Here is a 24,599-nt window from a genome sequence, read left to right on the forward strand (position 1 = left end):
ACCGGCGCAGGCACTCGCGCGACAGCCGCCAGCAGTTTCGCCAGCCCCCAGACGACACAGTTTGCAATAGTGGAAACATTGAATGGATCGGGGCCGAACCTTATATAGCCGGCAGATAAACCTGTGAGGAGCTATACCCCACCATGATGCGCATTCTGTTGTTTCTGGCTACCAACCTGGCGGTGCTGATCGTTGCCAGCATCACCTTGAAGGTGCTTGGCGTGGATCGCTACACCGGTCAGAACTATGGCAGTCTGCTGGTGTTCTGTGCCGTGTTCGGCTTTGCCGGCTCGCTGATCTCGCTGTTCATCTCCAAGTGGATGGCGAAGATGAGTACCCGTACCGAGGTCATCAGCCAACCGCGTACCCGCCATGAGCAGTGGCTGCTGCAGACCGTCGAGGAATTGGCCCGCGAAGCCGGCATCAAGACCCCCGAGGTCGGTATCTTCCCGGCCTACGAGGCCAACGCCTTCGCCACCGGCTGGAACCGTAACGACGCCCTCGTCGCGGTGAGCCAGGGCCTGCTGGAGCGCTTCTCGCCCGACGAGGTGCGCGCGGTGCTGGCCCACGAGATCGGTCACGTCGCCAACGGCGACATGGTGACCCTGGCGCTGATCCAGGGCGTGGTGAACACCTTCGTGATGTTCTTCGCGCGGATCTTCGGCAACTTCGTCGACAAGGCCATCTTCAAGAACGAGGAAGGCCACGGCATCGCCTATTTCGTGACCACCATCATCGCCGAACTGGTCCTGGGTATCCTGGCCAGCATCATCGTCATGTGGTTCTCGCGCAAACGCGAATTCCGCGCCGACGAAGCCGGTGCCCGCCTGGCTGGCCCCAACGCCATGATCGGCGCCCTGCAGCGCCTGCGTGCCGAGCAGGGTATCCCGGTGCAGATGCCCGACACCCTGAACGCCTTCGGCATCAACGGCTCGCTGAAGAACGGTCTGGCCGGCCTGCTGATGAGCCACCCGCCGCTGGAAGACCGCATCGAGGCCCTGCGCCGCTACGGTCAGCGCTAAGCGCGAGCGATGAAAAAACCCGGCTTCGGCCGGGTTTTTTCATGGGCGGGTCAAGGATCGGATGGCATCGCCCAGCCCCTCGCCTGTCAAGGGAAACATCCGTTGGGCCATGAGTTCGCGAAGCAACTGGATCGAGGTGCTGCTGGCCCAGCCGTCCTGCGGATAGGGATTGAGCCAGACCGCCCGAGGGAAGTGCTGGCACAGCCGCTGGATCCAGAGCGCGCCGGGCTCTTCGTTCCAGTGCTCGACGCTGCCGCCGGGATGGGTGATCTCATAGGGCCCCATGCTGGCGTCGCCGACGATCACCAGGCGGTAGTCCGCTCCATAGCGGCGCAGCAGTTCGGCGGTCGCCAAGCCTTCCTCATACCGACGGGCATTATCGCGCCAGACCCGCTCGTAGACGCAGTTGTGGAAGTAGTAGTACTCCAGGTGGCGGAACTCCAGGCGACAGGCACTGAACAGCTCGCTGCACAGGCGCACATGCAGATCCATGGAACCGCCGACATCCAGCAGCAGGAGCACCTTGGTGGCGTTATGGCGTTCAGGGCGATAGCGCACGTCCAGCAACCCACCCTCCTGCGCTGTGGCGGCAACGGTCTCATCCAGGTCGAACTCCGCCGCCGCACCCTGGCGAGCGAAGCGCCGCAGCCGGCGCAGAGCCAATTGCAGATTGCGCCGATCCAGGGGCGCGCGATCGTCCAGATTGCGGTAGTCACGCTGCTCCCAGACCTTGGCCGCCCGCCCCTGGCGGGTACCGGCCTCGCCGACGCGCACACCGAAGGGATTGTAGCCACCGCTGCCGAAGGGACTAGTGCCACCCGTGCCGACCCATTTGTTGCCACCGGCGTGCCGCTCGCGCTGCTCGGCGAGGCGCTGCCGCAGGGTTTCGAGCAGTTCGTCGAGGCCGCCCAGGGCCTGGAGTCGCTGGCGGTCCTCGTCCGACAGCAAGCGCTGGAACTCCAGCCGCAACCAGTCCGCGGGAATCGCCTTGGGCTCCGCCAGACGTTCGTACCTGGCCAGCTCGCCGGCATAGACCTGATCGAAGCGGTCGAAGAAGCGCTCGTCCTTGACCAGCACGGCGCGCGCCAGCAGATAGAAGGCCTCGGGATCGGCCACTGCCAGGCCGGCATCCAGGGCAGCGTGCAGATCCAGCAGTTCGCCCAGGGACACCGGGATGCCCGCGGCCCTGAGTCGGGTGAAGAAATCGAGGAACATGCCGCGCTCAGCTCCGCCGCCGGCGCATGAAGGCCTGGCGTTCGAGCAACTGGAGATCCTGCTCGTTCTTTACCAGGGCACCTGCCAGGGGCGGCAGACCGTCCTCGCCGTGCAGCGCCCGCTGCGCCGCCTCATCGCCCAGCAACAGCGCCAGCCAGTCCACCAGCTCCGAGGTGGACGGCTTCTTCTTCAGCCCCGGCACGCTGCGCAGGTCGAGGAAGAGGTCCAGCGCCTCCTTGACCAGACGCCCCTGGAGATCGGGATAGTGCACCTGGACGATACGTTCGAGGGTGTCGCGCTCGGGAAAGCGGATGAAGTGAAAGAAGCAGCGGCGCAGGAAGGCGTCCGGCAGTTCCTTTTCGTTGTTGGAGGTGATGATGATGACGGGTCGCCGCTGGGCACGAATGGTCTCGCCGGTCTCGTAGACGTGGAATTCCATGCGATCGAGTTCCAGCAGCAGGTCGTTGGGAAACTCGATGTCGGCCTTGTCGATCTCGTCGATCAGCAGCACCACCGGATCCTCGGCGGTAAAGGCGTCCCAAAGCTTGCCCGGCTTGATGTAGTTCGCCACCTCCTGTACCCGGGGATCCCCCAGTTGGGAATCGCGCAGGCGACTCACCGCGTCGTACTCATAGAGGCCTTGCTGCGCCTTGGTGGTGGACTTGACGTGCCAGGTGATCAGCCGCGCCCCCTGGCTCTCGGCCACCTGCTCGGCCAGCAGCGTCTTGCCGGTGCCCGGCTCGCCCTTCACCAGCAGCGGACGCCCCAGCTGGATGGCGGCATTGACCGCCAGACTGAGTTCGGCCGTGGCCACATAACGCTCGGTACCCTGAAAGGCCATCACTGATCCTCGGCAGCTGTTTCGCCTGACGATAGCACGCCACGCCTGGGCTGGACGCCATCGGACGCAAGGCCTAGGCTGCGAGTTTTCCGCGCCGTACAGGATCCGCCATGAGCCGCATCTTCGCTGACAACGCCCAGTCCATCGGCAACACGCCGCTGGTCTACATCAATCGCCTCGGCCCCAAGGGCGTCACCCTGCTCGCCAAGATCGAGGGACGCAATCCGGGCTATTCGGTCAAATGCCGTATCGGTGCCAACCTGATCTGGGACGCCGAAGCCAAGGGGCTGCTCAAGCCCGGCATGAGCCTGGTGGAGCCCACCTCGGGCAATACCGGCATCGGCCTGGCCTATGTCGCCGCCGCCCGCGGCTATCGCCTGGTGCTGACCATGCCGGCCTCCATGAGCCTGGAGCGGCGCAAGGTGCTCAAGGCGCTGGGGGCGGAGCTGGTGCTGACCGAGCCGGCCAAGGGCATGAAGGGCGCCATCGAGAAGGCGCGGGAAATCGCCGAGAGCGAGCCCGATCGCTATTTCATGCCGCAGCAATTCGATAACCCGGCCAACCCGGCCATCCATGAAAAAACCACCGGCCCCGAGATCTGGAACGACACCGACGGCGCCATCGATGTGCTGGTGGCCGGCGTCGGTACCGGCGGTACCCTGACCGGCATCTCGCGCTTCATCAAGAACACCAAGGGCAAGCCGATCCTCTCGGTCGCCGTGGAGCCGGAAACCTCGCCGGTCATCAGCCAGACCCTGGCCGGTGCCGAGGTGAAGCCCAACCCGCACAAGATCCAGGGCATCGGCGCCGGCTTCGTACCCGGCAACCTGGACCTCGCCATGGTCGATCGCGTCGAGCAGGTGAGCGATGAGCAGGCCAAGTTGATGGCCCAGCGCCTGATGCGCGAGGAAGGCATTCTCTGTGGCATCTCCTGCGGCGCCGCCATGGCGGCCGCGGTCCGGCTGGCCGAGACGCCGGAGATGCAGGGCAAGACCATCGTGGTCATCCTGCCGGATTCCGGTGAGCGCTATCTGTCGACGATGCTCTTCGACGGTCTGTTCGACGAGCAGGAACTGGTTCAGTAACGCCCGCAGCCCCGCCCTCCCCTTGAGGGCGCCACCGGAGAGGCCTGGACCGCGTTACCACCGCCCAAGAAAAAGCCCGGTTTCCCGGGCTTTTTTCGTATCAGAGATGCTTGATCTCGGCCTTGGCATCCAGGGCCCGACGGTAGGCCGCGAAATCGACCTGGCCGGCGCGCGAGGCGAGGTAGCGACGATACAACGCCTTGTCCTCGGCGCTCAGGGCTTCCTTGGGTACGCCTACCCCCTGCAGACGGATCAGGACGAAGTCCCCGTTCTGCAGGCTGATGCCGGCATAGGACGGCTTGTCGGCTTCCGGCTTGGCCATGCGGAATGCAGCCTGCAGCACCTGGGGATCGACGCCCTCCTGGTTGCGCGTGGCGGCTTCGACGGTACGCCAGTCACCCGCGGCGGCCTTGCCGCCGGCACGCAACGCCTTGAGCTGCTCTTCGCCGGCCTGCTTGGCCACGGCTGCGGCCTTTTCCTGGGTCAGGCGGGTCACGATCTCTTTCTTGACCGCATCCAGGGGTTGCAGCTGCGGCGTACGGTGCTCCTTGTCACGGATCACCACCAGGGTCTCCGGGTCGAGCTGCAGGGCGGTGCTGTTGGCACCGTTACGCAGGACGTCTTCGCTGAAGGCCGCCTCGATCACCTGGCGGTTGGCGGTCAACCCCTCGCCACCTTCGCGACCGAAGGGTGCGCTGGTCTTGACCTGCAGACCCAGCTCCTGGGCCGGCTGGCTCAGGTCGGAGGATTCGTAGGCGGAGCTTTCCAGCTTGCGGCCCGCTTCCACGAACAGGCGGTCGGCGTCTTCCGCCTTGAGCTGCTGTTCCAGACGCGGCCGGACACTGGCCAGGGTGGGCACTTCCGGCGCCTGGACGCCCTGCAGCTTGATCAGGTGCCAGCCAAAGCTGGTACGCACCGGTGCCGAGACCTGTTGCGGTGCCAGGGCGTACAGTGCCTCTTCGAAGGCCGGATCATAGACGCCACGACCGGCGAAGCCGAGGTCACCGCCATTGGCCGCCGAACCCGGATCCTGGGAGAACTCCTTGGCCAGCTTGGCGAAATCTTCACCCTTGTTCAGGCGCTCTTGGATCTGCTGGATCTTGGCCTTGGCCTGCTCATCGTTCTGCTTGTCGTTGACCTCGATGAGGATGTGAGCGGCGTCGCGCTGCTCCGACAGATTGGCGATTTCGGACTTGTAGGCGGCCTGCAGGCGGCTTTCGTCGACCTTGGCCTTGGCCAGGAAGGCGGCCTTTTTCAGCTCGACGTACTCGATGACTACCTGCTCAGGCGTCATGAAGGCGTTCTTGTGGCTGTCGTAGTAGGCCTGGATCTCGTCCTGGGTCGGCGTGATGCCAGCCGGCGAAGCCTTGACGGTACGCATGGCGAAGTCGCGTGTCTGCCGCTCGAGCGCGGCGAAGGCCTCGATATCGGCATCGGTGACGAAATTGCTGCCGACGATACCGGCACGCAGCTGACCGATCAGCATTTCGTCACGCAGCAGATCGCGGAATTGCAGGCGGTTGTAGTTCATCTGGCGAACGGCCTGATCGAAGCGCTGGGGATCGAAACGCCCTTCGGTCTGGAATTCGGGGGTATTGAGGATCAACTGATCCAGTGCCTGCTCGGAGAAGGCGAAGCGATCGGTCTTGGCGCTCTGCAGCAGCAGTTGCTTGTCGATGAGTGCCTTGAGTGCGGACTCGCGCAGCAACCGGTCATCCAGGGTGGAAGGATCGAAGCCCTGCCCCAGTTGTTGCTGCAGCTGGCGACGCTGCATTTCCACGGCCTGGGCCAGCTCTGTCTGCTTGATCTCGTCGCCATTGACCAGGGCGACGGCACCCTGGTGACCCGTGGCGCGGATGATCGCTTCGAAGCCGGTCAGCGCCATCAGCAGGATAATGAATCCGATGATGACTTTGGCAATCCATCCCTGCGAACGGTCCCTGATGTTTTGTAGCATGTTCCCCCCACGAGCTGTGGCCAGACCGGCCATGGCGAAATCGTCGAATAGCAAATAGCGAAAAGGCGCATCTCGAGATGCGCCTTTTCGTCGATCAAGGACCTTGCATCCAGCAGGACGGCGGAACACCAGCAACCTTGGCTGGCGCCCCGCCCATCAAGCCCAAGGGCGCCGTCAGTGCGTACTGACGCGCTCCTTGCCTTCCTGATCCCGCTTCTCGTCCTTGCTGACGAGCTCCGGACCATCGTCCGGAAGCGGCTCCGGCGTGTATTGCAGCGCAACCTCCAAGACCTCGTCAATCCATTTGACTGGCTTGATCTGCAAGTCGGCCTTGATGTTGTCCGGAATGTCCCGCAGATCCCGGACGTTTTCCTCTGGAATAATCACGGTACGGATGCCGCCGCGGTGGGCCGCAAGCAGCTTTTCCTTGAGCCCACCGATGGCCAGCACCTGACCACGCAGGGTGATCTCGCCGGTCATGGCGACGTCGGCACGCACCGGGATACGGGTGGCGGCCGAGACCAGCGCCGTGCACATACCGATACCGGCGCTCGGGCCGTCCTTGGGCGTGGCGCCTTCGGGCACGTGGATATGGATGTCGTGCTTCTCGTGGAAGTCCTTGGGAATGCCCAGGCTGCGACCACGACTGCGGACCACGGTCAGGGCCGCGGTGATGGACTCGGCCATCACATCGCCCAAGGAACCGGTCTTGATCATCTGGCCCTTGCCGGGGACGACCGCGGACTCGATGGTCAGCAGTTCGCCGCCAACCTGGGTCCAGGCGAGGCCGGTGACCTGACCAACCTGATCCTGCTGCTCGGCCAGGCCATAGCGGAATTTGCGAACGCCCAGCCAGTGCTCCAGGGTATCCACGGTGACGCTGGCCGTGCGCTCCTTGCTCAGGGCATGCTGTTTGACCACCTTGCGGCAGACCTTGGCCACCTGACGCTCCAGACTCCGTACGCCCGCTTCGCGGGTGTAGTAGCGGATGATGTCGCGCAGGGCGTCTTCGTCGAATTCCACCTCGCCCTTCTTCAGGCCATTGGCCTTGACCTGCTTGGGAATCAGGTAGCGGGTGGCGATGTTGACCTTTTCCGCCTCGGTGTAGCCGGGCAGGCGAATGACTTCCATACGGTCCAGCAAGGGCGCCGGAATGTTCATGGAGTTGGCGGTGCAGACGAACATCACGTCGGAGAGATCGTAGTCCACCTCCAGGTAATGGTCGTTGAAGGTGTGGTTCTGCTCCGGATCCAGGACCTCGAGCAAGGCGGAGGCGGGATCGCCACGCATGTCGTTGCCCATCTTGTCGATTTCGTCGAGCAGGAACAGCGGATTGCGCACCCCGACCTTGGTCATCTTCTGGATCAGACGACCCGGCATGGAACCGATGTAGGTGCGGCGGTGACCACGGATCTCGGCTTCGTCACGCACGCCGCCCAGGGCCATGCGCACGAACTTGCGACCGGTGGAACGGGCGATGGACTCGGCCAGGGAGGTCTTGCCCACGCCGGGCGGACCGACCAGGCACAGCACCGGCCCGCGCACCTTTTTCACACGCTTCTGCACGGCGAGGTATTCAAGAATGCGTTCCTTGACCTCTTCCAGACCGTAGTGGTCCTTGTCCAGGACTTCCTCGGCACGGCCCAGGTCCAGGCGGACCTTGCTTTCCGCCTGCCACGGTACGTTCACCAACCAGTCGATGTAGGAGCGCACCACGGTGGCTTCGGCCGACATCGGCGACATCTGCTTGAGCTTGTTCAGCTCGGCCGTAGCCTTGGCCAGGGCATCCTTGGGCAGACCGGCGGCTTCGATGCGACGTTTGAGGTCGTCGACCTCGTTGTGGCCTTCGTCGATGTCACCCAGTTCTTTCTGGATGGCCTTCATCTGTTCGTTGAGGTAGTACTCGCGCTGGCTGCGCTCCATCTGCTTCTTGACGCGACCACGGATGCGCTTTTCCACCTGCAGGAGGTCGATTTCCGCATCCAGCAGGGCCAACACGTGCTCGACGCGTGCGCCCAGCTCGGTGATCTCGAGAATTTCCTGCTTCTGTTCGATCTTCAGCGCCATATGGGCGGCCATGGTGTCGACCAGACGGCTGGGATCCTCGATGCTGTTGAGCGAGGACAGGACTTCGGCAGGGACCTTCTTGCCGAGCTGTACGTATTGCTCGAACTGACTCATCAGGCTGCGCGAGAACACCTCGGATTCACGATCCGGGGCTTCGCTGTCTTCGATCAGGGTGACCAGCGCACGGGCATAGGCCTGGTTCTCGACGAAGGATTCGATACGGCCGCGCTGCTCGCCTTCGACCAGGACCTTGACGGTGCCGTCGGGCAGCTTGAGCAGCTGGAGAACGGTCGCGACCGTACCCATGTGATACATGTCATCCGCGGCGGGATCGTCATCGCCGGGATTCTTCTGTGCGACCAGCAGGATCTGCTTGTCGCCAGACATGGCGGCCTCGAGGGCCTCGACGGACTTTTCCCTTCCGACGAACAATGGGATGACCATGTGGGGATAGACCACTACGTCACGTAGGGGCAGCAGGGGAAGTTCTATCGTCGTAGTCATGGGGTACGGGTCTCGGCAAATAATCGGCCGCAGATGCGGTTAAGGCCTCGGTTTCCCCTAACATGAGGTTGACCGCCGCAAAATACAACCGTCGCTGAAATGAAAAAGGGGCCGAAGCCCCTTCTGTCACGCGTCTGGCGCCGCCTTGGCGGGCTCGCTGTTCTCGTAGATGAGCAGCGGCTGGGAACTCCCCTCGATAACACTCTCGTCGATGACCACCTTGCTGACCTCCTTCTGCGAAGGAATCTCGTACATGGTCTCGAGCAGGATGCCTTCGAGGATAGATCTCAGACCCCGAGCACCGGTCTTGCGCTCCAGTGCCTTGCGGGCGACCGCCTTTAGGGCATCGGGACGGAATTCCAGATCCACGTCTTCCATCTCGAACAGCTTGGCGTACTGCTTGGTCAGGGCGTTCTTCGGCTCGGTCAGGATCTGCATGAGTGCCGGCTCATCCAGCTCGTCCAGGGTCGCGATGACCGGCAAACGACCGACGAACTCGGGAATCAGGCCGAACTTGACCAGATCCTCGGGCTCGGCGTCACGTAGGGATTCGCCGATTTTCTTGCCCAGTTCCACGCTGCGTACCTCGGCGTTAAAGCCGATGCCGCCACCCTTAGTGGAACGATTCTGGATGACCTTTTCCAGACCCGCGAAGGCACCGCCGCAGATGAACAGGATGTTGCGGGTATCTACCTGCAGGAATTCCTGCTGGGGATGCTTGCGGCCGCCCTGAGGCGGAACCGACGCCACGGTACCCTCGATCAGCTTCAGCAGTGCCTGCTGCACGCCCTCGCCCGAGACGTCGCGGGTGATGGAGGGGTTGTCGGACTTGCGCGAGATCTTGTCGATCTCGTCGATGTAGACGATGCCCATCTGGGCCTTTTCAACATCGTAGTCGCACTTCTGCAAGAGCTTTTGAATGATGTTCTCGACGTCTTCACCCACATAACCGGCTTCGGTCAGAGTGGTGGCATCGGCGATGGTGAAAGGTACGTTGAGCAGGCGCGCCAGCGTTTCCGCCAGCAGGGTCTTGCCCGAACCGGTCGGACCGATGAGCAGGATATTGCTCTTGCCCAGCTCGACGTCGTCTTTCTTCTCGCGCTGATTCAGACGCTTGTAATGGTTGTAGACAGCAACGGCGAGGACCCGCTTGGCACGCTGCTGACCAATGACATACTGGTCGAGGATGGCGCTGATTTCCTTCGGCGCTGGCAGCTTGTGCGCATTGCTTTCGGCCTGAGCTTCCTGGACCTCCTCGCGGATGATGTCATTGCACAGGTCGACGCATTCGTCGCAGATGAAGACGGAGGGTCCAGCGATCAATTTACGTACTTCGTGCTGACTCTTGCCGCAGAAGGAGCAGTAAAGCAGCTTGCCGTTATCGTCGCTATTGCGCGTATCTGTCATTCGATCGATCCAATGGAATGTGCTTACATCAACAAGATGGAGCCTATTGCACGGTTTTTCAAGCCTACCCGCCCAAACGACCGGCGCTTGGGCAGGTGGTCGAGGCGGGGTCAGGCGGGGATGTTGCGCTTCTCGAGGACCTTGTCGATCAAGCCGTAGGCAACGGCTTCGGGGCCACTCATGAAGTTGTCACGGTCGGTATCGCGGGCGATCACGTCCATCGGCTGACCGGTGTGATGCGCCAGCACCTTGTTCAGACGCTCACGGATGGTCAAAATTTCACGGGCGTGAATTTCGATGTCCGATGCCTGACCCTGGAAGCCGCCCAGCGGCTGGTGAATCATCATCCGCGAGTGCGGCAGGCAGAAACGCTTCTCGGCGGCACCGCCTGCCAGCAACAGGGCGCCCATGCTGCAGGCCTGGCCGATGCAGATGGTGGAGACGTCCGGCTTAATGAACTGCATGGTGTCGTAGATCGACATGCCCGCGGTCACCGAGCCACCCGGGCTGTTGATATAGAGGTGGATGTCCTTGTCAGGATTCTCCGCTTCCAGGAACAGCAGCTGGGCGACGACGAGATTGGCCATGTAGTCCTCGACCTGGCCAACCAGGAAGATGACCCGCTCCTTGAGCAGCCGGGAGTAGATGTCATAGGCGCGCTCGCCCCGGGCGGATTGCTCCACCACCATGGGTACCAGACCGCCAGCGGCTTGAATATCGGGCATGGATTGCATGTATGAATTGCGGGACATGTCCTGCACTAGCTCCCTATCTGGATGACCTGTCAAAAACACATAAGCCAGCACGAGGCTGGCTTAGGTGAACTAGCAACTGGAGGCAGATCAGGCTGCTTGGGGAGCCTCGGCCGGTTTGACCGCGTCCTCGTAGGAGACCTGCTTGTCGGTGACTTTTGCCTGCTTGAGGACAGTATCCACGACTTGTTCTTCCAGTACAACCGAACGCACTTCGTTCAGCTGCTGCTCGTTCTGGTAGTACCACTTCACTACCTGCTCGGGCTCCTGATAGGCCGCAGCCATCTCTTCGATCAGCTCGCGAACGCGGGCGTCATCGGGCTTGAGCTCGAACTGCTTGACCATCTCGGCGATGATCAGGCCCAGCAGCACGCGGCGCTTGGCCTGCTCGCTGAACAGCTCGGCCGGCAGTTGCTCGGGCTGGATGTTGCCGCCGAACTGCTGGACGGCCTGAACGCGCAGGCGATCCACTTCGTTGCTGATCAGGGCAGCCGGTACGTCGATCTGGTTGGCAGCCAGCAGACCGTCCATGACCTGGTTCTTGACCTTGGTCTTGAGCGCCTGGCGCAGCTCGCGGTCCATGTTCTTGCGCACTTCGGCGCGGAACCCTTCGACAGTGGTCTCTTCCACGCCGAACTGCTTGAAGAAGGCTTCGTTCAGCTCGGGCAGCTCGGGTGCGGCCACTTCCTTGACGGTGACCTTGAACTGGGCGGCCTTGCCGGCCAGATCCAGGTTCTGGTAGTCCTCGGGGAAGGTCAGGTCGAGCACACGCTCGTCACCGGCCTTGGCACCGACCAGACCGTCTTCGAAACCGGGGATCATGCGACCCGAACCCAGCACCAGCTTGGTGTTCTCGGCGGAGCCACCGGAGAAGGCTTCGCCATCCTGGGTGCCGACGAAGTCGATGGTGACCTGGTCGTCGTTGGCGGCAGCGCGGTCAACGGCTTCGTAACGGGTACCCTGCTTGCGCAGCACGTCGAGCATCTTGTCGATGTCGGCGTCTTCGACGCTTGCGTCCTGGCGCTCGATCTCGATGCCGTCCAGGCCCTTGACTTCGAACTCGGGGAAGACTTCGAAGGTGGCGACGTATTCCAGGTCCTTGCCCTTTTCGAACACCTTGGGTTCGACGGCGGGTGCGCCGGCCGGGTTGAGCTTCTGCTCGACGACGGCTTCGTAGAAGGTTTCCTGAATGAGATCACCCAAGGCTTCCTGACGAGCCGAGGCTTCGTAGCGCTGGCGGATGACGCTCATGGGTACCTTGCCCGGGCGGAAACCGGGAACCTTGGCACGCCGTGCAGTCTGCTGCAGACGCTTGTTCACTTCGGTTTCAATACGCTCGGCCGGCACGCCAATGGTCATGCGACGCTCGAGAGCAGAGGTGTTTTCAACGGAAACTTGCATGGATATTCCTCGTGGCACAAGAACAGGCCGGCTTTCCGACCCCCCAGAATCAAGGGCGACCATTCTAGAGACAGTCTCAAGCGAAGTCACCTGGCTTGATCCAGCGGTACGTACGGCAATCAACGAAGGGCGTCTGGCCTGACCCGACGAAAGCAACATTTTGTTGCCCGCCTTTAGTTGTACGACGTCGTATGTAGTGCTAAACCCTGAAAGGGCAAGCTAACGAAAAGGCCAATTCCGGCCCCTTCACAACAACAACAATCGTTAGGAGAACCGCCCTAATGGAGCGATCCGGTTCCGTCGAAAAATCCGTACCTCTGGCCAAGGAGCAAGGCTCCGGCCTGCGCCGCCTGGCGAAGCTGCTGGGCCCCGGCATCATCGCGGTGCTGTCCTGGCTGGGCGCTGGCGACCTCATCACCTCTTCGGTGGCTGGCGCCAACTATGGCTACGCCATGATGTGGGTGCTGGCGGTGTCCCTGCTGCTGCGCTTTCTCATCGTCAACATCATCGCGCGCTTCCAGCTGTGCAATAACAAGGGCATGTCGATCCTCGAAGGCTATGCCCAGCTGCACCCGGTGTTCGCCTGGTTCATGCTCGGGTACGCGCTCGTCATGGGGCACCTGACCAACGCCTACATGCTCAAGGGCGCTGGCGAGGCCCTGGCCACCCTTCTCCATGTCGACTATCCGCTGCTTTGTTCGGTGGCGGTGGTGATCGCCGTCTGGCTGCTGGTGGGACGGAACTTCTATGCCCTGATCGAAGGCGTGATGAAGGTGCTGCTGGCGGTCATGACCCTGGCCTTCATCACCCTGGCGGTGATGTCGGGCCCGGACCTGGGCGGCATCCTGCGCGGCACCATCGGCTTCAGCATTCCGCCGGACGAAGGCGTGCATGGGGCTCTGCTTGTGGCCGTGTCGGTCATTGGCGCCGTGGCCGGTTCCATCGCCAACTTCGTGCATCCCTATGTGATGAAGGAAAAGGGCTGGACCGGCCCGGAGCACAAGCGCATCCAGCGCAACGATCTGCTGTTCGCCGTGGTGGTTGGCATCATCATCAACCTGGCCATCTGGGTCGTCGGCGTGGAAATCCTCAGACCCAACGGCCTGCAGGTGAACACCCTGAACGACCTGGGCTCGGCGCTGGAGCTGTTCTTCGGCTCGGGCGGCTGGTTGATTTTCTTCACCGGCGTCTTCGCCACCCTGTTCGCCAGCGTGGTGGGCAAGACCACCGCCTTCCCCATGCTGATCACCGATGCCCTGCAGCACATCCGTCCGGAACGGCGCGAGCGCTATGGCAAGACCTTTCACAAGGACCCGGCGCACAAGTGGTTCCTGCTCTTCATCCTGGTGACGCCGCTGGTGTGGTCGCTGCCGGGCATGCCCGACTTCGTGACCCTGACCATCGGCGTGAATGCCTTGAACATCGTCGGCCTGCCGGTGATCTCCCTGGGCCTGCTGATCATGTCCAACCAGAAGTCGCTGCTGGGCGACGAGTACCGCAACAACTGGTTCGAGAACCTGGCCCTGGGTTTCGCCACCCTGTTGGCGATCTGGGTCGCGATCCAGCTGGGCCTGCAATTGCTGGGCTGAGCCCACCGCTTCAAGGGGCGGTTCGCCGCCCCTTCTCTTTCAAGGAGTCTAGAAATGGCTGAACAGAACCAACGTCCGCTGTTGCTGCAGGTGGGTCCGCTGCTGCCTGCGCTGCAGGACGCGCTAGAGACCCGTTATGAGGTGCTACGACTTTGGGAAGCACCCGATCAGTCCGAACTGCTCGCGGCACGCGGCCAGGACGTGGTGGCCGTGGTGACCTCAGGCGTGCACGGTGCGACCCGCGAACTGATGAGCGCCCTGCCCGCCCTGGCGGCGGTGTTCAGTTTCGGCGTGGGCTACGACAGCATCGACATCGCCGCGGCGCGCGACAGAGGCGTGCTCGTGAGCAACACTCCGGGTGTCCTGGACGACTGCGTCGCCGACACCGCCTTCGCCCTGCTGATCGATGTAGCGCGGGGCATCAGTGCGGCGGATCGTTTCGTGCGCCGCGGCGACTGGCGCCAGGGCAAGTTTCCCCTGACCTCGCGCCTGGCGGGCAAGACCTGCGGCATTGTCGGTCTGGGTAACATCGGCAAAGGCATCGCCCGACGGGTGGAGGCTTTTGGCATGGAAGTGGCCTACCACGGTCGCCATCGGCAACCGGACGTACCCTATCGCTATCATGCCGATCTCGAATCCCTGGCGGAGGCAGCGGACTTCCTGGTGCTGTCGCTGCCCGGTGGTCCCGCCACCGATGGGCTGATCGACGCGCGGATCCTCGCGGCCCTGGGACCGCGTGGCTATCTCATCAACATCGCTCGCGGCAGTGTGGTCGATGAGCCGGCCCTGGTGGCGGCCCTGCAGAGCGGCGCCCTGGGCGGCGCCGGGCTGGATGTCTTCGCCGAGGAACCCGAGGTGCCCACGGCGTTGCTGACGCTGGACAACGTGGTCCTCACCCCGCATCTCGGCAGCGGCACCCACGAGACGCGCCAGGCCATGGCTGACCTGGTGCTGGCCAATGTGGAGCGCTATTTCACCGACGGCACCCTGGTCACTCCCGTCTGAAAAGCGGCGGCCCGCGCGGCCGCCCTTTCCTACTCGATGGCGGGCAGGGTCTTGCTGCGGATCCGCCGTGCCAGCGAATCGTAGATCTCGCGGCAGCCTTCGTCCCAGAATCGGTCGGGATCGTCCTGGGGTTCGAGGGCAACGGAGAATTCGCCGTCGCGCTCCTTCAGCACGAAGTGATCGTTGGTATAGAAGAAGGACAGCCCGATGGCGAAGGTCTGGGGCGTGCCGGCCAGGTCATCGACGATCACCGTGAGGTCGTAGCGCGCATAGACTTCCAGTTCGCGGACGATGTTGCCATCGACGCGCTTTTCCAGGCCCAGCCCGGCATCGACCTGATCCGCGGGAGTGAGCCCCAGGTAGCGGGTGAAGCACTCCGGCAATTCATGCAGGCGGCGCTCCAGCTCCTGCCAGTAGGCTTCTTCCCGCTCGGCTGACTTGCTCAGCGCCTGACTCAATGCCTGATATCGTTCCATTGCCGTTCCCATCTGTTCACTGGAGGCCGTCGAAGGACGACCGACAGCTCTGAGACCCCGGCCGGGTCCCGGGGTGCCGCAGCGATCGGCGCCGGGCCTCAGGTTGCCGGCCAGCCCAGCACCGGCGCGCGGGTTTCGCCGAGCAGGAAGTCGCGATTGGCGTCGGTGCAGGCGCGCAGGTAGTCGGTCACCAGGGTGATGCGGCGCAGGCGGCGCAAGTCTTCGCGGTAGTAGAGCCAGAATTGCCGGGTGATCTGGATCTGTTCCGGCAGGAGCGCCATCAGGCGCGGATCCGGCTCGGCGACAAAGCACGGCAGGATGGCCAGGGCGTGTCCGCACAGGGCGGCCTGATACTGGGCAATCACGCTGGTACTGCGCAGGCCGCTGCTGGCCTCCGGCAGGATGCGCTCCAGATAGAGCAGCTCGGGGCTGAAGGCGAGATCGTCGACGTAGGTGATGAACCTATGACGGTGCAGATCCGCGAGCTGCGCGATGGGCGGGTGGCGGGCCAGGTATTCGGCGGTGGCATAGAGTCGCAGGCGATAGTCGCACAGCTTGCGGCAGACATAGGGTCCGCGCTCGGGGCGTTCCAGGGTGATGGCGATGTCGGCTTCGCGGCGCGACAGGTTGACGAAGTGCGGGACCGGTAGCACATCGAGGGTGATCCCCGGATAGCGATCCTGGAAGAAGCTCAGCTGAGGCGCGACGAAGTAGCTGCCGAAGCCTTCGGTAGCACCGATGCGCACCTGGCCGGAAGGCGCCAGACGGGTATCGGAGATCTGCTCGCAGGCGGTCTGCAGGGTGCTTTCCAGGGTTTCGGCGTGCACCAGCAGCCGCTGCCCTTCCATGGTGAGGCTGAAGCCGGTGCTGCGCGACTTCTCGAACAGCAGGGCACCGAGCGCCTTTTCCAGGGCCGAGATACGCCTCGAGACGGTGGTGTAATCGACCCCCAACCGCCGCGCCGCGGCGCTGGCCTTCTGGGTGCGGGCGACTTCGAGGAAGAATCTGAGATCGTCCCAGTCGAGACGCGCTGCCGGGTTATTGGATTTTTGCATGTCGGTCGGGCGTTTTTGTCGGAAGCCAAGAGACTTTTGCCGGAACTATACTGCTTACCAGGGCGCGTCACGAGTGGTGACGGCGCGACCCGCTGCTACCCAACAACAATAAAGAGCAGGCAACCATGACCCACCCTCAGGCCCCATCCCGGCGCCAGGCCGGACGCTGCCCTTCCTTCCCGCTCCTGCAGGCCGCGGGGTATCGCCCATGACCGCCGGCGACGCCTTCCGTGAAGCGCGCGACTTCCTGCTGCACCATCGCACCGACTACGCCACTGCCGTCCGCGATTTTCGCTGGCCGGAACTGGAACACTTCAACTGGGCACTGGATCATTTCGATCGCCTGGCCGAGGAGCATGCCGGTCCGGCACTGTGGCGACTCGACGCCGAAGGTCGTGAAGAGCGCTACAGCTTCGCCGAGCTGCGCCAGGCCTCGAATCGCACCGCCAACTTCCTGCGGGCCCAGGGCGTGCGGCGCGGCGAACGCATCCTGGTGATGCTGGGCAACGAGGTGGCGCTGTGGGAGACGCTGCTCGGTGCTTTCAAGCTGGGCGCCGTGGTGGTGCCCGCCACTACCTTGCTCAGTGATGCCGATCTGCAGGATCGGGTGCAGCGCGGGCGCATCGCCCACCTAGTGGTGGGCAGTGCCCATACGGAGCGTTGCGCCAGTCTGGATCCGGGCCTTACCCGGATCTGCGTCGGGTCGCCGGTGGCCGGTTGGCAGCCCTATGCACCGGGCGCCTGCGCCAGCGACTTCCTGCCGGACGGCCCTACCCTCGCCACGGATCCGCTGCTGCTCTATTTCACCTCGGGGACCACCTCGCGACCCAAGCTGGTCCTGCACAGCCACAGCAGCTATCCAGTCGGGCACCTGTCGACCCTCTACTGGATCGGCCTGCAGCCAGGCGACGTACACCTCAACATCTCCTCCCCCGGCTGGGCCAAGCATGCCTGGAGTTGCGTCTTCGCCCCCTGGAATGCCGGTGCCTGCGTGTTCATCCATGACGTGCCGCGCTTCAAGCCCCAGGCGCTGCTGGAGGTGCTGGCGCGCTATCCCGTCACCAGTCTCTGCGCGCCGCCCACGGTGTGGCGCATGCTGATCCAGGAGGACCTTGCCGCCTATCGCGAGCGGCTGCAGCTGCGGGAGCTGGTCGGCGCCGGCGAGCCGCTCAATCCGGAGATCATCGACAGCCTGCAGGCGGCCTGGGGACTAACCCTGAGAGATGGTTTCGGCCAGTCGGAGACCACCGCCCTGGTAGGCAATACCCCGGGCCAGCCGCTCAAGCCGGGCTCCATGGGTCGTCCGCTGCCCGGGTGCCACGTCGAGTTGCTGGATGCCGATGGCCAGCCGGGCAACGACGGCGAGGTGGCCCTGTCGCTGCAGCCGCGCCCCGCCGGGTTGATGCTGGGCTACGAGGACAGTCCGGAGAAAACCGCCGAGGTGATGCGGGACGGCCACTACCGCACCGGCGATACCGCGGTGCGTGATGCCGAGGGCTACATCACCTTCGTCGGGCGCGCCGATGACGTCTTCAAGTCGGCGGACTACCGCATCAGCCCCTTCGAACTGGAAAGCGCCCTGATCGAGCACCCGGCCGTGATGGAAGTGGCCGTGGTGCCGAGCCCCGACCCCTTGCGCCTCAATGTACCCAAGGCCTTCGTCATCCTGGCCGCCGGCCACGCGCCTTCGCCTGAACTCGCGCAGGAGCTGCTCGGCTTCGCCCGTGGCTGCCTGTCCCCCTACAAGCGAGTACGCCGCCTGCAATTCGTCGGCGAACTGCCCAAGACGCTGTCGGGCAAGATCCGCCGCATCGAGCTGCGCCTGGGCGAGGCACAGCGCCGCGCGGCTGGCACAGCCGACCTCCACGACTATGCCGAAGAAGACTTCGCCAACCACCCTGCCCCGGCCTCCGTTGCCACCGCCCAGGAATCCCTGTCATGACCCAGACCGCCATCAAAGACGTGCCGCTGCTGATCGACGGCCAATTCGTCACCTCCACCAGCCGCGAAGGCCGCGAAGTGATCAACCCGGCCACCCAGGAGGTGCTGGCGCGGGTGCCCTTCGCCACCACTGAGGAGGTACAGCGCGCCGTGGCCAGTGCCAAGGCCGCCTTCGCCACCTGGCGCAAGACGCCCATCGGCGCCCGGGCACGCATCTTCCTGCGCTACCAGCAGCTGATCCGCGAACACATGAGCGAACTGGCCGCCCTGCTCACCGCCGAGCAGGGCAAGACCCTGGCCGACGCCGAGGGCGATGTCTTCCGCGGCCTGGAGGTAGTGGAGCACGCCGCGGCCATCGGCAATCTGCAACTGGGCGAACTGGCCAACAACGTCGCCAGCGGGGTGGACACCTATACGCTGCTGCAACCCCTGGGCGTCTGCGCCGGCATCACCCCCTTCAACTTCCCGGCGATGATTCCGCTGTGGATGTTTCCCATGGCCATCGCCTGCGGCAATACCTTCGTCCTCAAGCCCTCGGAGCAGGATCCGCTGGTGACCATGCGCCTGGCCGAGCTGGCGCTGGAAGCCGGGGTACCGCCCGGGGTGCTCAACGTGGTCCATGGCGGACCGGCGGTGGTGGACGCCCTCTGCGATCACCCGGATATCAAGGCGCTGTCCTTTGTCGGCTCGACCCGCGTCGGCACCCATGTCTATCGCCGCGCCAGCGAAGCCGGCAAGCGCGTGCAGTGCATGATGGGCGCCAAGAACCATGCGGTGGTGATGCCCGATGCGCCCCGCGAACAGACCCTGGCCAACCTGGTGGGCGCCGCCTTCGGCGCGGCGGGTCAGCGCTGCATGGCGGTCTCGGTGGTGGTGCTGGTGGGTGAAGCCAACAGCTGGGTGCCGGACCTGGTGGCCAAGGCGCGCAGCCTCAAGGTGGGTGCGGGTCACGAGCACGGCACCGATGTCGGCCCGCTGATCTCCTGCCAGGCCCTGGACCGGGTCAGCGGCCTGATCGAGCGCGGGCTGAGCGAAGGCGCGACCCTGGAGCTGGACGGCCGCAACATCCAGGTTGAGCGCTACGAGAAGGGCAACTTCGTCGGCCCGACGCTGTTTTCCGGGGTGACCACCGACATGACCCTGTACCGCGAAGAACTGTTCGGACCGGTGCTCTGCGTGATGCACGCCGCCACCCTCGACGAGGCCATCGCCCTGATCAACGCCAACCCCAACGGCAACGGCGTTGCCCTCTTCACGCGCTCCGGCGCCGCGGCACGGCGCTTCCAGGAAGACATCGACGTCGGCCAGGTCGGCATCAACGTGCCCATTCCGGTACCGGTGCCGCTGTTCTCCTTCAGCGGTTCGCGCGCCTCCAAACTGGGTGACCTGGGGCCCTACGGCAAGCAGGCGGTGCTCTTCTATACCCAGACCAAGACCATCACCACGCGCTGGCCCGACGAGCAGGACGTCGGCAGCGCCGGGGTCGTCAACACCACCATCACCCTCAAGTAAGGGAGACGCCAGCATGCATCTGGGATTTCTGGGACTAGGCAACATGGGCGCGCCCATGGCCCGCAACCTGCTCAAGGCCGGCCATCAGCTGACCGTCTTCGACCTCTCCACCGCCGCGCTGGAAGCGCTGCGCGCCGAAGGGGCCGAGGTTGCCGCCTCGCCCACCGCCGTGGCGGAAAGTGGCGCGGAAGTGATCATCACCATGCTGCCCGCGGCCGCCCATGTAAAGACGGTCTATCTCGGTGAAGACGGGCTGATCGCCCGGGCCCGCCCGGGCACCCTGCTGATCGATTCCTCCACCATCGATCCGCTCAGCGCCCGGGCGGTGGCCAGCGCCGCCGCCGAACGTGGCCTGGAAGTGCTGGACGCCCCGGTCTCCGGCGGCACCGGCGGCGCCGCGGCCGGCACCCTGACCTTCATGGTCGGCGGCAGCGAGGCGGGCTTCCAGCGTGCCCAGCCGCTGCTGGCCGCCATGGGTCGCAACCTGGTGCACTGCGGCGCCAGTGGCAACGGCCAGGTGGCCAAGGTCGCCAACAACCTGTTGCTGGGCATCTCCATGATCGGGGTGGCCGAGGCCATGGCCCTGGGTACCCGCCTGGGCATGGACGCCAAGACCCTGGCCGGGGTGATCAATACCAGCAGCGGGCGCTGCTGGAGTTCGGAGGTCAACAACCCCTATCCGGACGTACTGCCCCAGGCGCCGGCCTCGCGCGGCTACCAGGGCGGCTTCGCCGCCGAGCTCATGCTCAAGGACCTGGGCCTGGCCACCGAGGCGGCGCGTGCCGTGCGCCAGCCGGTGATCCTTGGGGCGGTCGCGCAGCAGCTCTATCAGAGATTCAGCCGCGCGGGTGGCGGCGGCCTGGATTTCTCAGCCATCATCCAGGACTACCTGGACGAGGACGGTGCATGAGCGACGCCAAGGTACTGCTGGAAAGACGTGGCGGGGTCGGCTATCTGACCCTCGATCGCCCGACCGGGCTCAATGCCCTGGACCTGGAGATGGTGCGCGCGCTGCACGGAGCCCTGCGCGACTGGGAACAGGACCCCGGCGTACGGGTGATCGTGCTGCGCGGCAACGGCCCCAAGGCCTTCTGCGCCGGCGGCGATGTCCGTGCGCTCTACGACAGCTACCAGCGTGGCGACGACCTGCACCTGACCTTCTTTACCGAGGAATACGCCCTGGACCTGGCGCTGCACCGCTATCCCAAGCCGGTGCTGGCGCTGGCCCACGGCCTAGTCCTGGGCGGCGGCATGGGCCTGGTGCAGGCGGCGCGCCTGCGGATCGTCAGCGAGCGCACCCGCATGGCCATGCCGGAAACCGCCATCGGCTACTTCCCCGATGTCGGCGCCAGCCACTTCCTGCCACGCCTGCCGGATCAGCTGGGCCTCTATCTCGGCCTGACCGGCGTGCAGATCGGTCCGGCCGATGCCCTGGCCGCCGGCCTGGCCGATGTCTTCATTGCCGAAGCGACGACCGACGACCTCCTCCAACGGCTGGAGGCGGCCACTGCCCAGGGGCCGACCGATCTGGCCGCCCTGCTGCAGGAGTTCGCCACGGCGCCGGCCGAGTCGGCGCGTCTGACCGACCTGCGCCCCGCCATCGCCGAACACTTCGCCGCGGCGACCGTGGAAGAGTTGCGCGGCAGCCTGCAGGCGGAAAGCTGCTCCGCCTATCGCGACTGGGCCCAGGAGACCCTGTCCACCCTGGACGCCCGCTCGCCACTGGCGGTCGCCACCGCCCTGGAATTACTGCGTCAAGGCAGCGGGCTGTCGCTGGAGCAGTGTTTCGCGCTGGAGCTGCACCTGGATCGTCGCTGGTTCGAAAAGGGCGAGATCATCGAGGGGGTGCGCGCCATGCTGGTGGACAAGGACCGCACGCCGCACTGGAATCCGGCTCGCTGGCAGGATTTGGATCCACGCCGCGTCGCGGCCTTTTTCACCGATTTTCGCCATTCCTGAGGAAGGCTTCCATGCACGACATCGAACTCACCGAAGAACAACGCATGATCCGCGACATGGCGCGTGACTTCGCCCGCCGCGAGGTCGCGCCCCACGCCCGGGCCTGGGAAAAGGCCGAGTGGATCGACGACGCCGTGGTCGCCCAACTGGGCGAGCTGGGCCTGCTGGGCATGGTGGTGCCCGAGCAATGGGGCGGCACCTATATGGACTACGTCGCCTATGCCCTGGCCGTGGAAGAGATCTCCGCCGGCGACGGCAGCCTCGGCGCCCTGATGAGCATCCACAGCTCGGTGGGTTGCGGCCCACTGCTGCGCTACGGCAGCGCCGCGCAGCAGGATCACTGGTTGCCCGACCTGGCCGCCGGCAAGGTCATCGGCTGCTTCTGTCTGACCGAACCCCAGGCCGGCTCCGAGGCGCACAATCTGCGCACCCGCGCGGTCCTCGACGGCGACAGCTGGGTGCTCAATGGCAGCAAGCAGTTCGTCAGCAACGGGCGCCGCGCCGGCCTGGCCATCGTCTTCGCGGTAACCGATCCGGAGCTGGGCAAGAAGGGCCTGTCGGCCTTTCTGGTACCCACCGACACTCCCGGTTTTCGCGTCGAGCGCACCGAACACAAGATGGGCCTGCGCGCCTCCGACACCTGCGCGGTCACCCTGGACAACTGCCGGATCCCGGCGGCCAACCTGCTGGGCGAGCGCGGCAAGGGGCTGGCTATCGCCCTGTCCAACCTGGAAGGCGGGCGCATCGGCATCGCCGCCCAGGCCCTGGGCATCGCTCGCGCGGCCTTCGAGGCGGCGCTGGGCTACGCCCGCGAACGTATCCAGTTCGACAAGGCCATCATCCAGCACCAGAGCATCGCCAACATGCTGGCCGACATGCACACACGGCTCAATGCCGCGCGGCTGCTGATCCTGCATGCGGCGCGACTGCGCACGGCGGGCCAGCCCTGCCTCAGTGAGGCCTCCCAGGCCAAGCTGTTCGCCACCGAGACGGGCGAATGGGTGTGCTCCAAGGCCATCCAGATCCATGGCGGCTATGGCTACCTGGAGGACTATCCGGTGGAGCAGTACTACCGCGATATCCGCATCACCCAGATCTACGAAGGCTCCAGTGAAATTCAGCGTTTGCTGATCACCCGGGAACTCGATCGCTACGAAATGTGAGGGCGTCCGGGATGACGGCCGTGACCTGCCCAGCAAAAGCCGAAGATGACATCCAGGCGTCATCAGCAGGCGCTGGGCGGGTGCTACGCTCCTGACAGGGATCGTGTCTGGTCCCGGTCTCGTCAAGGAATACCGTTATGGCCTCCCTGCTCGCCTGCATCGATGGATCCCCCCACGCCGAAAGCGTCTGCGACCACACCGCCTGGTTGTCGCGGCGGCTGGATGCACCCGTCACCCTGCTGCACGTGCAGGAATCGGCCAGCAGCGGCAAGAAGGTCGCCAACGGCGCCCCGGTCTATCTGGACGATGATGTCGGTGCCGGGATGGCCAAGGCGCTGCTGCTCAATGCCCGTCAGCGCCTGCTGCAGCAGGGCCTGACCTCCGCCCCACAGATCCTGCGGCGGCCCGAGGGCCTGGTGGATACCCTCAAGACCCTGGAAGCCGACACCCGCCTGCTGGTGATCGGCAAGCGCGGCGAGCGCTCAGGGGACAGCGGCATCGGCAGCCAGCTGGAAGCCGTGGTACGCGCCGTGCACCGGCCGATCCTGATCTGCTCGGGGCCATTCAAGCCGCCACGGCAATTCACCATCGCCTATGACGGCCGGGAAGCCACTCACCAGGGCATCCTGGCGCTGGCGCGCAGTCCGCTGCTGGCCGGCATGAGCGGCACCCTGCTGCGGGTCGGCGAAGACGATCCGATCCTGCGCAAGCGCCTGGAGGACCTGGCCCTGCTGCTGCGCAGCGCCGGTTGCCGGGTGGACACCACCGTCGCCCATGGTGACGTGGAGCGCATCGTCCCCCGCCACCTCGACGAACGCCGGGCGGATCTGCTGATCATGGGTGCCTACAGCCACTCTTCGGTCTGGCGCTTCCTGCGCGGCAGTCGCACCACCCAGTTGCTGCACAAGACCGAAGTGCCGATGCTGCTGCTGCGCTAATCTCGCGGCTGCGCTCAGGCGCAGCCCATCCGTCTGGGACGCGCTTCGTCGGCCAGCCGACGCCAGCACTCAAGCCCGGCCCAAAGTCGCCGAAGCAACTCCTATAGAGCCCGCCTTCCGCCGGGCTCCCCGGCGCGTCGGTAGGCCCCATGAGCACCCATGTCATCCATTTCACCGGTCCCATCAATTCCACCAGTTGCGGCCAGCTGATCGCCCAGTGCTCTCAGGCGGTCCAGCAGGACGCCTCGCGCATCCTGCTCAAGATCGCCACCATGGGCGGCGATTGCAGCTACGGCTTCACGATGTACAACTTCCTCCTGTCCCTGCCGGTACCGGTACACACCCACAACCTGGGTACCGTCGAATCCATGGGCAACATCCTTTTTCTCGCCGGTGAGCAGCGTACCGCCAGTCGCCACAGCAAGTTCCTCTATCATTCCTTCTACTGGAATCTGAACAACTCGGTGGACCACGCACGCATGGCCGAATACGCCATGTGCCTGGACTACGACCTCGACCTCTATGCCCGCATCGTCGCTGAGCGCACCGCCGGTGCCGCAGAGGCCCTGGACATCTACAGCTGCCTCAAGGCCAACGCCCGGCTGCTGAGTCCGGAAGCGGCCCTGACCACCGGGGTGATCCATGCCGTGGATGAATGCCGGGTGCAACCGGGAGAGGTCACCACCTTCATCCATCTTTGATCAGGCAAC

Annotated in this window: 20 protein-coding genes; 11 read left to right on the forward strand and 9 right to left on the reverse strand. The window is 64.6% G+C overall.

Features of this window, described 5'->3' with window-relative positions:
• Positions 1–143: 143 nt before the first annotated feature.
• Positions 144–1,022 carry a protease HtpX gene (htpX, locus tag C722_RS0122050; protein WP_017642582.1) on the forward strand — a complete coding sequence of 293 codons (879 nt, stop codon included), beginning with the start codon at positions 144–146 and terminating at the stop codon, positions 1,020–1,022.
• A 39-nt stretch (positions 1,023–1,061) separates the two neighbouring features.
• Here htpX and C722_RS0122055 read toward each other — a convergent pair whose 3' ends face one another.
• Together C722_RS0122055 and C722_RS0122060 are read right to left on the reverse strand one after the other, a co-directional pair.
• Positions 1,062–2,237: a VWA domain-containing protein gene (locus C722_RS0122055; protein WP_017642583.1), complete on the reverse strand. Its 1,176-nt coding sequence runs from the start codon at positions 2,235–2,237 to the stop codon at positions 1,062–1,064.
• Positions 2,238–2,244: 7 nt separating this feature from the next.
• Complete coding sequence (locus tag C722_RS0122060; RefSeq protein ID WP_017642584.1) at positions 2,245–3,078, reverse strand: MoxR family ATPase; 834 nt, start codon at positions 3,076–3,078, stop codon at positions 2,245–2,247.
• A 110-nt stretch (positions 3,079–3,188) separates the two neighbouring features.
• On the opposite strand from C722_RS0122060, the gene cysK reads away from it, so the two are divergent.
• Complete coding sequence (cysK, locus tag C722_RS0122065) at positions 3,189–4,163, forward strand: cysteine synthase A (protein ID WP_007162226.1); 975 nt, start codon at positions 3,189–3,191, stop codon at positions 4,161–4,163.
• A 100-nt stretch (positions 4,164–4,263) separates the two neighbouring features.
• Here the strand turns inward: cysK and C722_RS0122070 are convergent, their stop codons facing one another.
• From C722_RS0122070 to tig, 5 genes are all read right to left on the reverse strand, one after another.
• On the reverse strand, positions 4,264–6,120 hold the full coding sequence (locus C722_RS0122070) for a SurA N-terminal domain-containing protein (protein WP_026084025.1): 1,857 nt from the start codon (positions 6,118–6,120) through the stop codon (positions 4,264–4,266).
• Positions 6,121–6,294: 174 nt separating this feature from the next.
• Positions 6,295–8,691 (reverse strand): endopeptidase La, encoded by a 2,397-nt coding sequence (gene lon, locus C722_RS0122075; protein WP_026084026.1) that lies wholly within the window; start codon positions 8,689–8,691, stop codon positions 6,295–6,297.
• 126 nt (positions 8,692–8,817) lie between these two features.
• On the reverse strand, positions 8,818–10,098 hold the full coding sequence (clpX, locus tag C722_RS0122080) for an ATP-dependent Clp protease ATP-binding subunit ClpX (protein ID WP_017642587.1): 1,281 nt from the start codon (positions 10,096–10,098) through the stop codon (positions 8,818–8,820).
• A 110-nt stretch (positions 10,099–10,208) separates the two neighbouring features.
• Positions 10,209–10,850 carry an ATP-dependent Clp endopeptidase proteolytic subunit ClpP gene (gene clpP, locus C722_RS0122085; protein WP_007162222.1) on the reverse strand — a complete coding sequence of 214 codons (642 nt, stop codon included), beginning with the start codon at positions 10,848–10,850 and terminating at the stop codon, positions 10,209–10,211.
• Between the two features lie 90 nt (positions 10,851–10,940).
• Positions 10,941–12,251 (reverse strand): trigger factor, encoded by a 1,311-nt coding sequence (tig, locus tag C722_RS0122090; protein ID WP_026084027.1) that lies wholly within the window; start codon positions 12,249–12,251, stop codon positions 10,941–10,943.
• 281 nt (positions 12,252–12,532) lie between these two features.
• Between tig and C722_RS0122095 the strand changes: the two genes are divergently transcribed.
• The gene (locus C722_RS0122095) at positions 12,533–13,840 is read left to right on the forward strand and encodes an Nramp family divalent metal transporter (protein ID WP_017642590.1); all 1,308 of its coding nucleotides are present in this window, start codon (positions 12,533–12,535) and stop codon (positions 13,838–13,840) included.
• A gap of 54 nt (positions 13,841–13,894) precedes the next feature.
• On the forward strand, positions 13,895–14,845 hold the full coding sequence (locus C722_RS0122100) for a 2-hydroxyacid dehydrogenase (RefSeq protein ID WP_017642591.1): 951 nt from the start codon (positions 13,895–13,897) through the stop codon (positions 14,843–14,845).
• A 29-nt stretch (positions 14,846–14,874) separates the two neighbouring features.
• Here the strand turns inward: C722_RS0122100 and C722_RS0122105 are convergent, their stop codons facing one another.
• Entirely contained in the window at positions 14,875–15,321 is a 447-nt protein-coding gene (locus tag C722_RS0122105) for a hypothetical protein (protein WP_173148240.1), read from the reverse strand.
• A 98-nt stretch (positions 15,322–15,419) separates the two neighbouring features.
• Entirely contained in the window at positions 15,420–16,376 is a 957-nt protein-coding gene (locus C722_RS0122110) for a LysR family transcriptional regulator (RefSeq protein WP_017642593.1), read from the reverse strand.
• A gap of 208 nt (positions 16,377–16,584) precedes the next feature.
• Here C722_RS0122110 and C722_RS0122115 point away from each other — a divergent pair, with 208 nt between their 5' ends.
• From C722_RS0122115 to C722_RS0122145, 7 genes are all read left to right on the forward strand, one after another.
• The gene (locus C722_RS0122115; RefSeq protein ID WP_017642594.1) at positions 16,585–18,318 is read left to right on the forward strand and encodes an AMP-binding protein; all 1,734 of its coding nucleotides are present in this window, start codon (positions 16,585–16,587) and stop codon (positions 18,316–18,318) included.
• Entirely contained in the window at positions 18,315–19,829 is a 1,515-nt protein-coding gene (locus tag C722_RS0122120; protein ID WP_017642595.1) for a CoA-acylating methylmalonate-semialdehyde dehydrogenase, read from the forward strand. The genes C722_RS0122115 and C722_RS0122120 overlap by 4 nt, the downstream gene beginning before the upstream one ends.
• A gap of 13 nt (positions 19,830–19,842) precedes the next feature.
• Complete coding sequence (gene mmsB / locus C722_RS0122125) at positions 19,843–20,739, forward strand: 3-hydroxyisobutyrate dehydrogenase (RefSeq protein ID WP_017642596.1); 897 nt, start codon at positions 19,843–19,845, stop codon at positions 20,737–20,739.
• Positions 20,736–21,788 (forward strand): enoyl-CoA hydratase/isomerase family protein, encoded by a 1,053-nt coding sequence (locus tag C722_RS0122130; RefSeq protein ID WP_017642597.1) that lies wholly within the window; start codon positions 20,736–20,738, stop codon positions 21,786–21,788. The genes mmsB and C722_RS0122130 overlap by 4 nt, the downstream gene beginning before the upstream one ends.
• Before the next feature lie 11 nt (positions 21,789–21,799).
• Positions 21,800–22,951 carry an acyl-CoA dehydrogenase family protein gene (locus C722_RS0122135; protein WP_017642598.1) on the forward strand — a complete coding sequence of 384 codons (1,152 nt, stop codon included), beginning with the start codon at positions 21,800–21,802 and terminating at the stop codon, positions 22,949–22,951.
• Between the two features lie 137 nt (positions 22,952–23,088).
• Positions 23,089–23,889 carry a universal stress protein gene (locus C722_RS0122140; RefSeq protein ID WP_017642599.1) on the forward strand — a complete coding sequence of 267 codons (801 nt, stop codon included), beginning with the start codon at positions 23,089–23,091 and terminating at the stop codon, positions 23,887–23,889.
• 149 nt (positions 23,890–24,038) lie between these two features.
• Positions 24,039–24,590 carry an ATP-dependent Clp protease proteolytic subunit gene (locus C722_RS0122145; RefSeq protein ID WP_017642600.1) on the forward strand — a complete coding sequence of 184 codons (552 nt, stop codon included), beginning with the start codon at positions 24,039–24,041 and terminating at the stop codon, positions 24,588–24,590.
• The last annotated feature ends 9 nt before the right edge of the window (positions 24,591–24,599 follow it).

Source organism: Pseudomonas sp. 313 (assembly GCF_000316965.1).
Taxonomy (GTDB): domain Bacteria; phylum Pseudomonadota; class Gammaproteobacteria; order Pseudomonadales; family Pseudomonadaceae; genus Chryseomonas; species Chryseomonas benzopyrenica.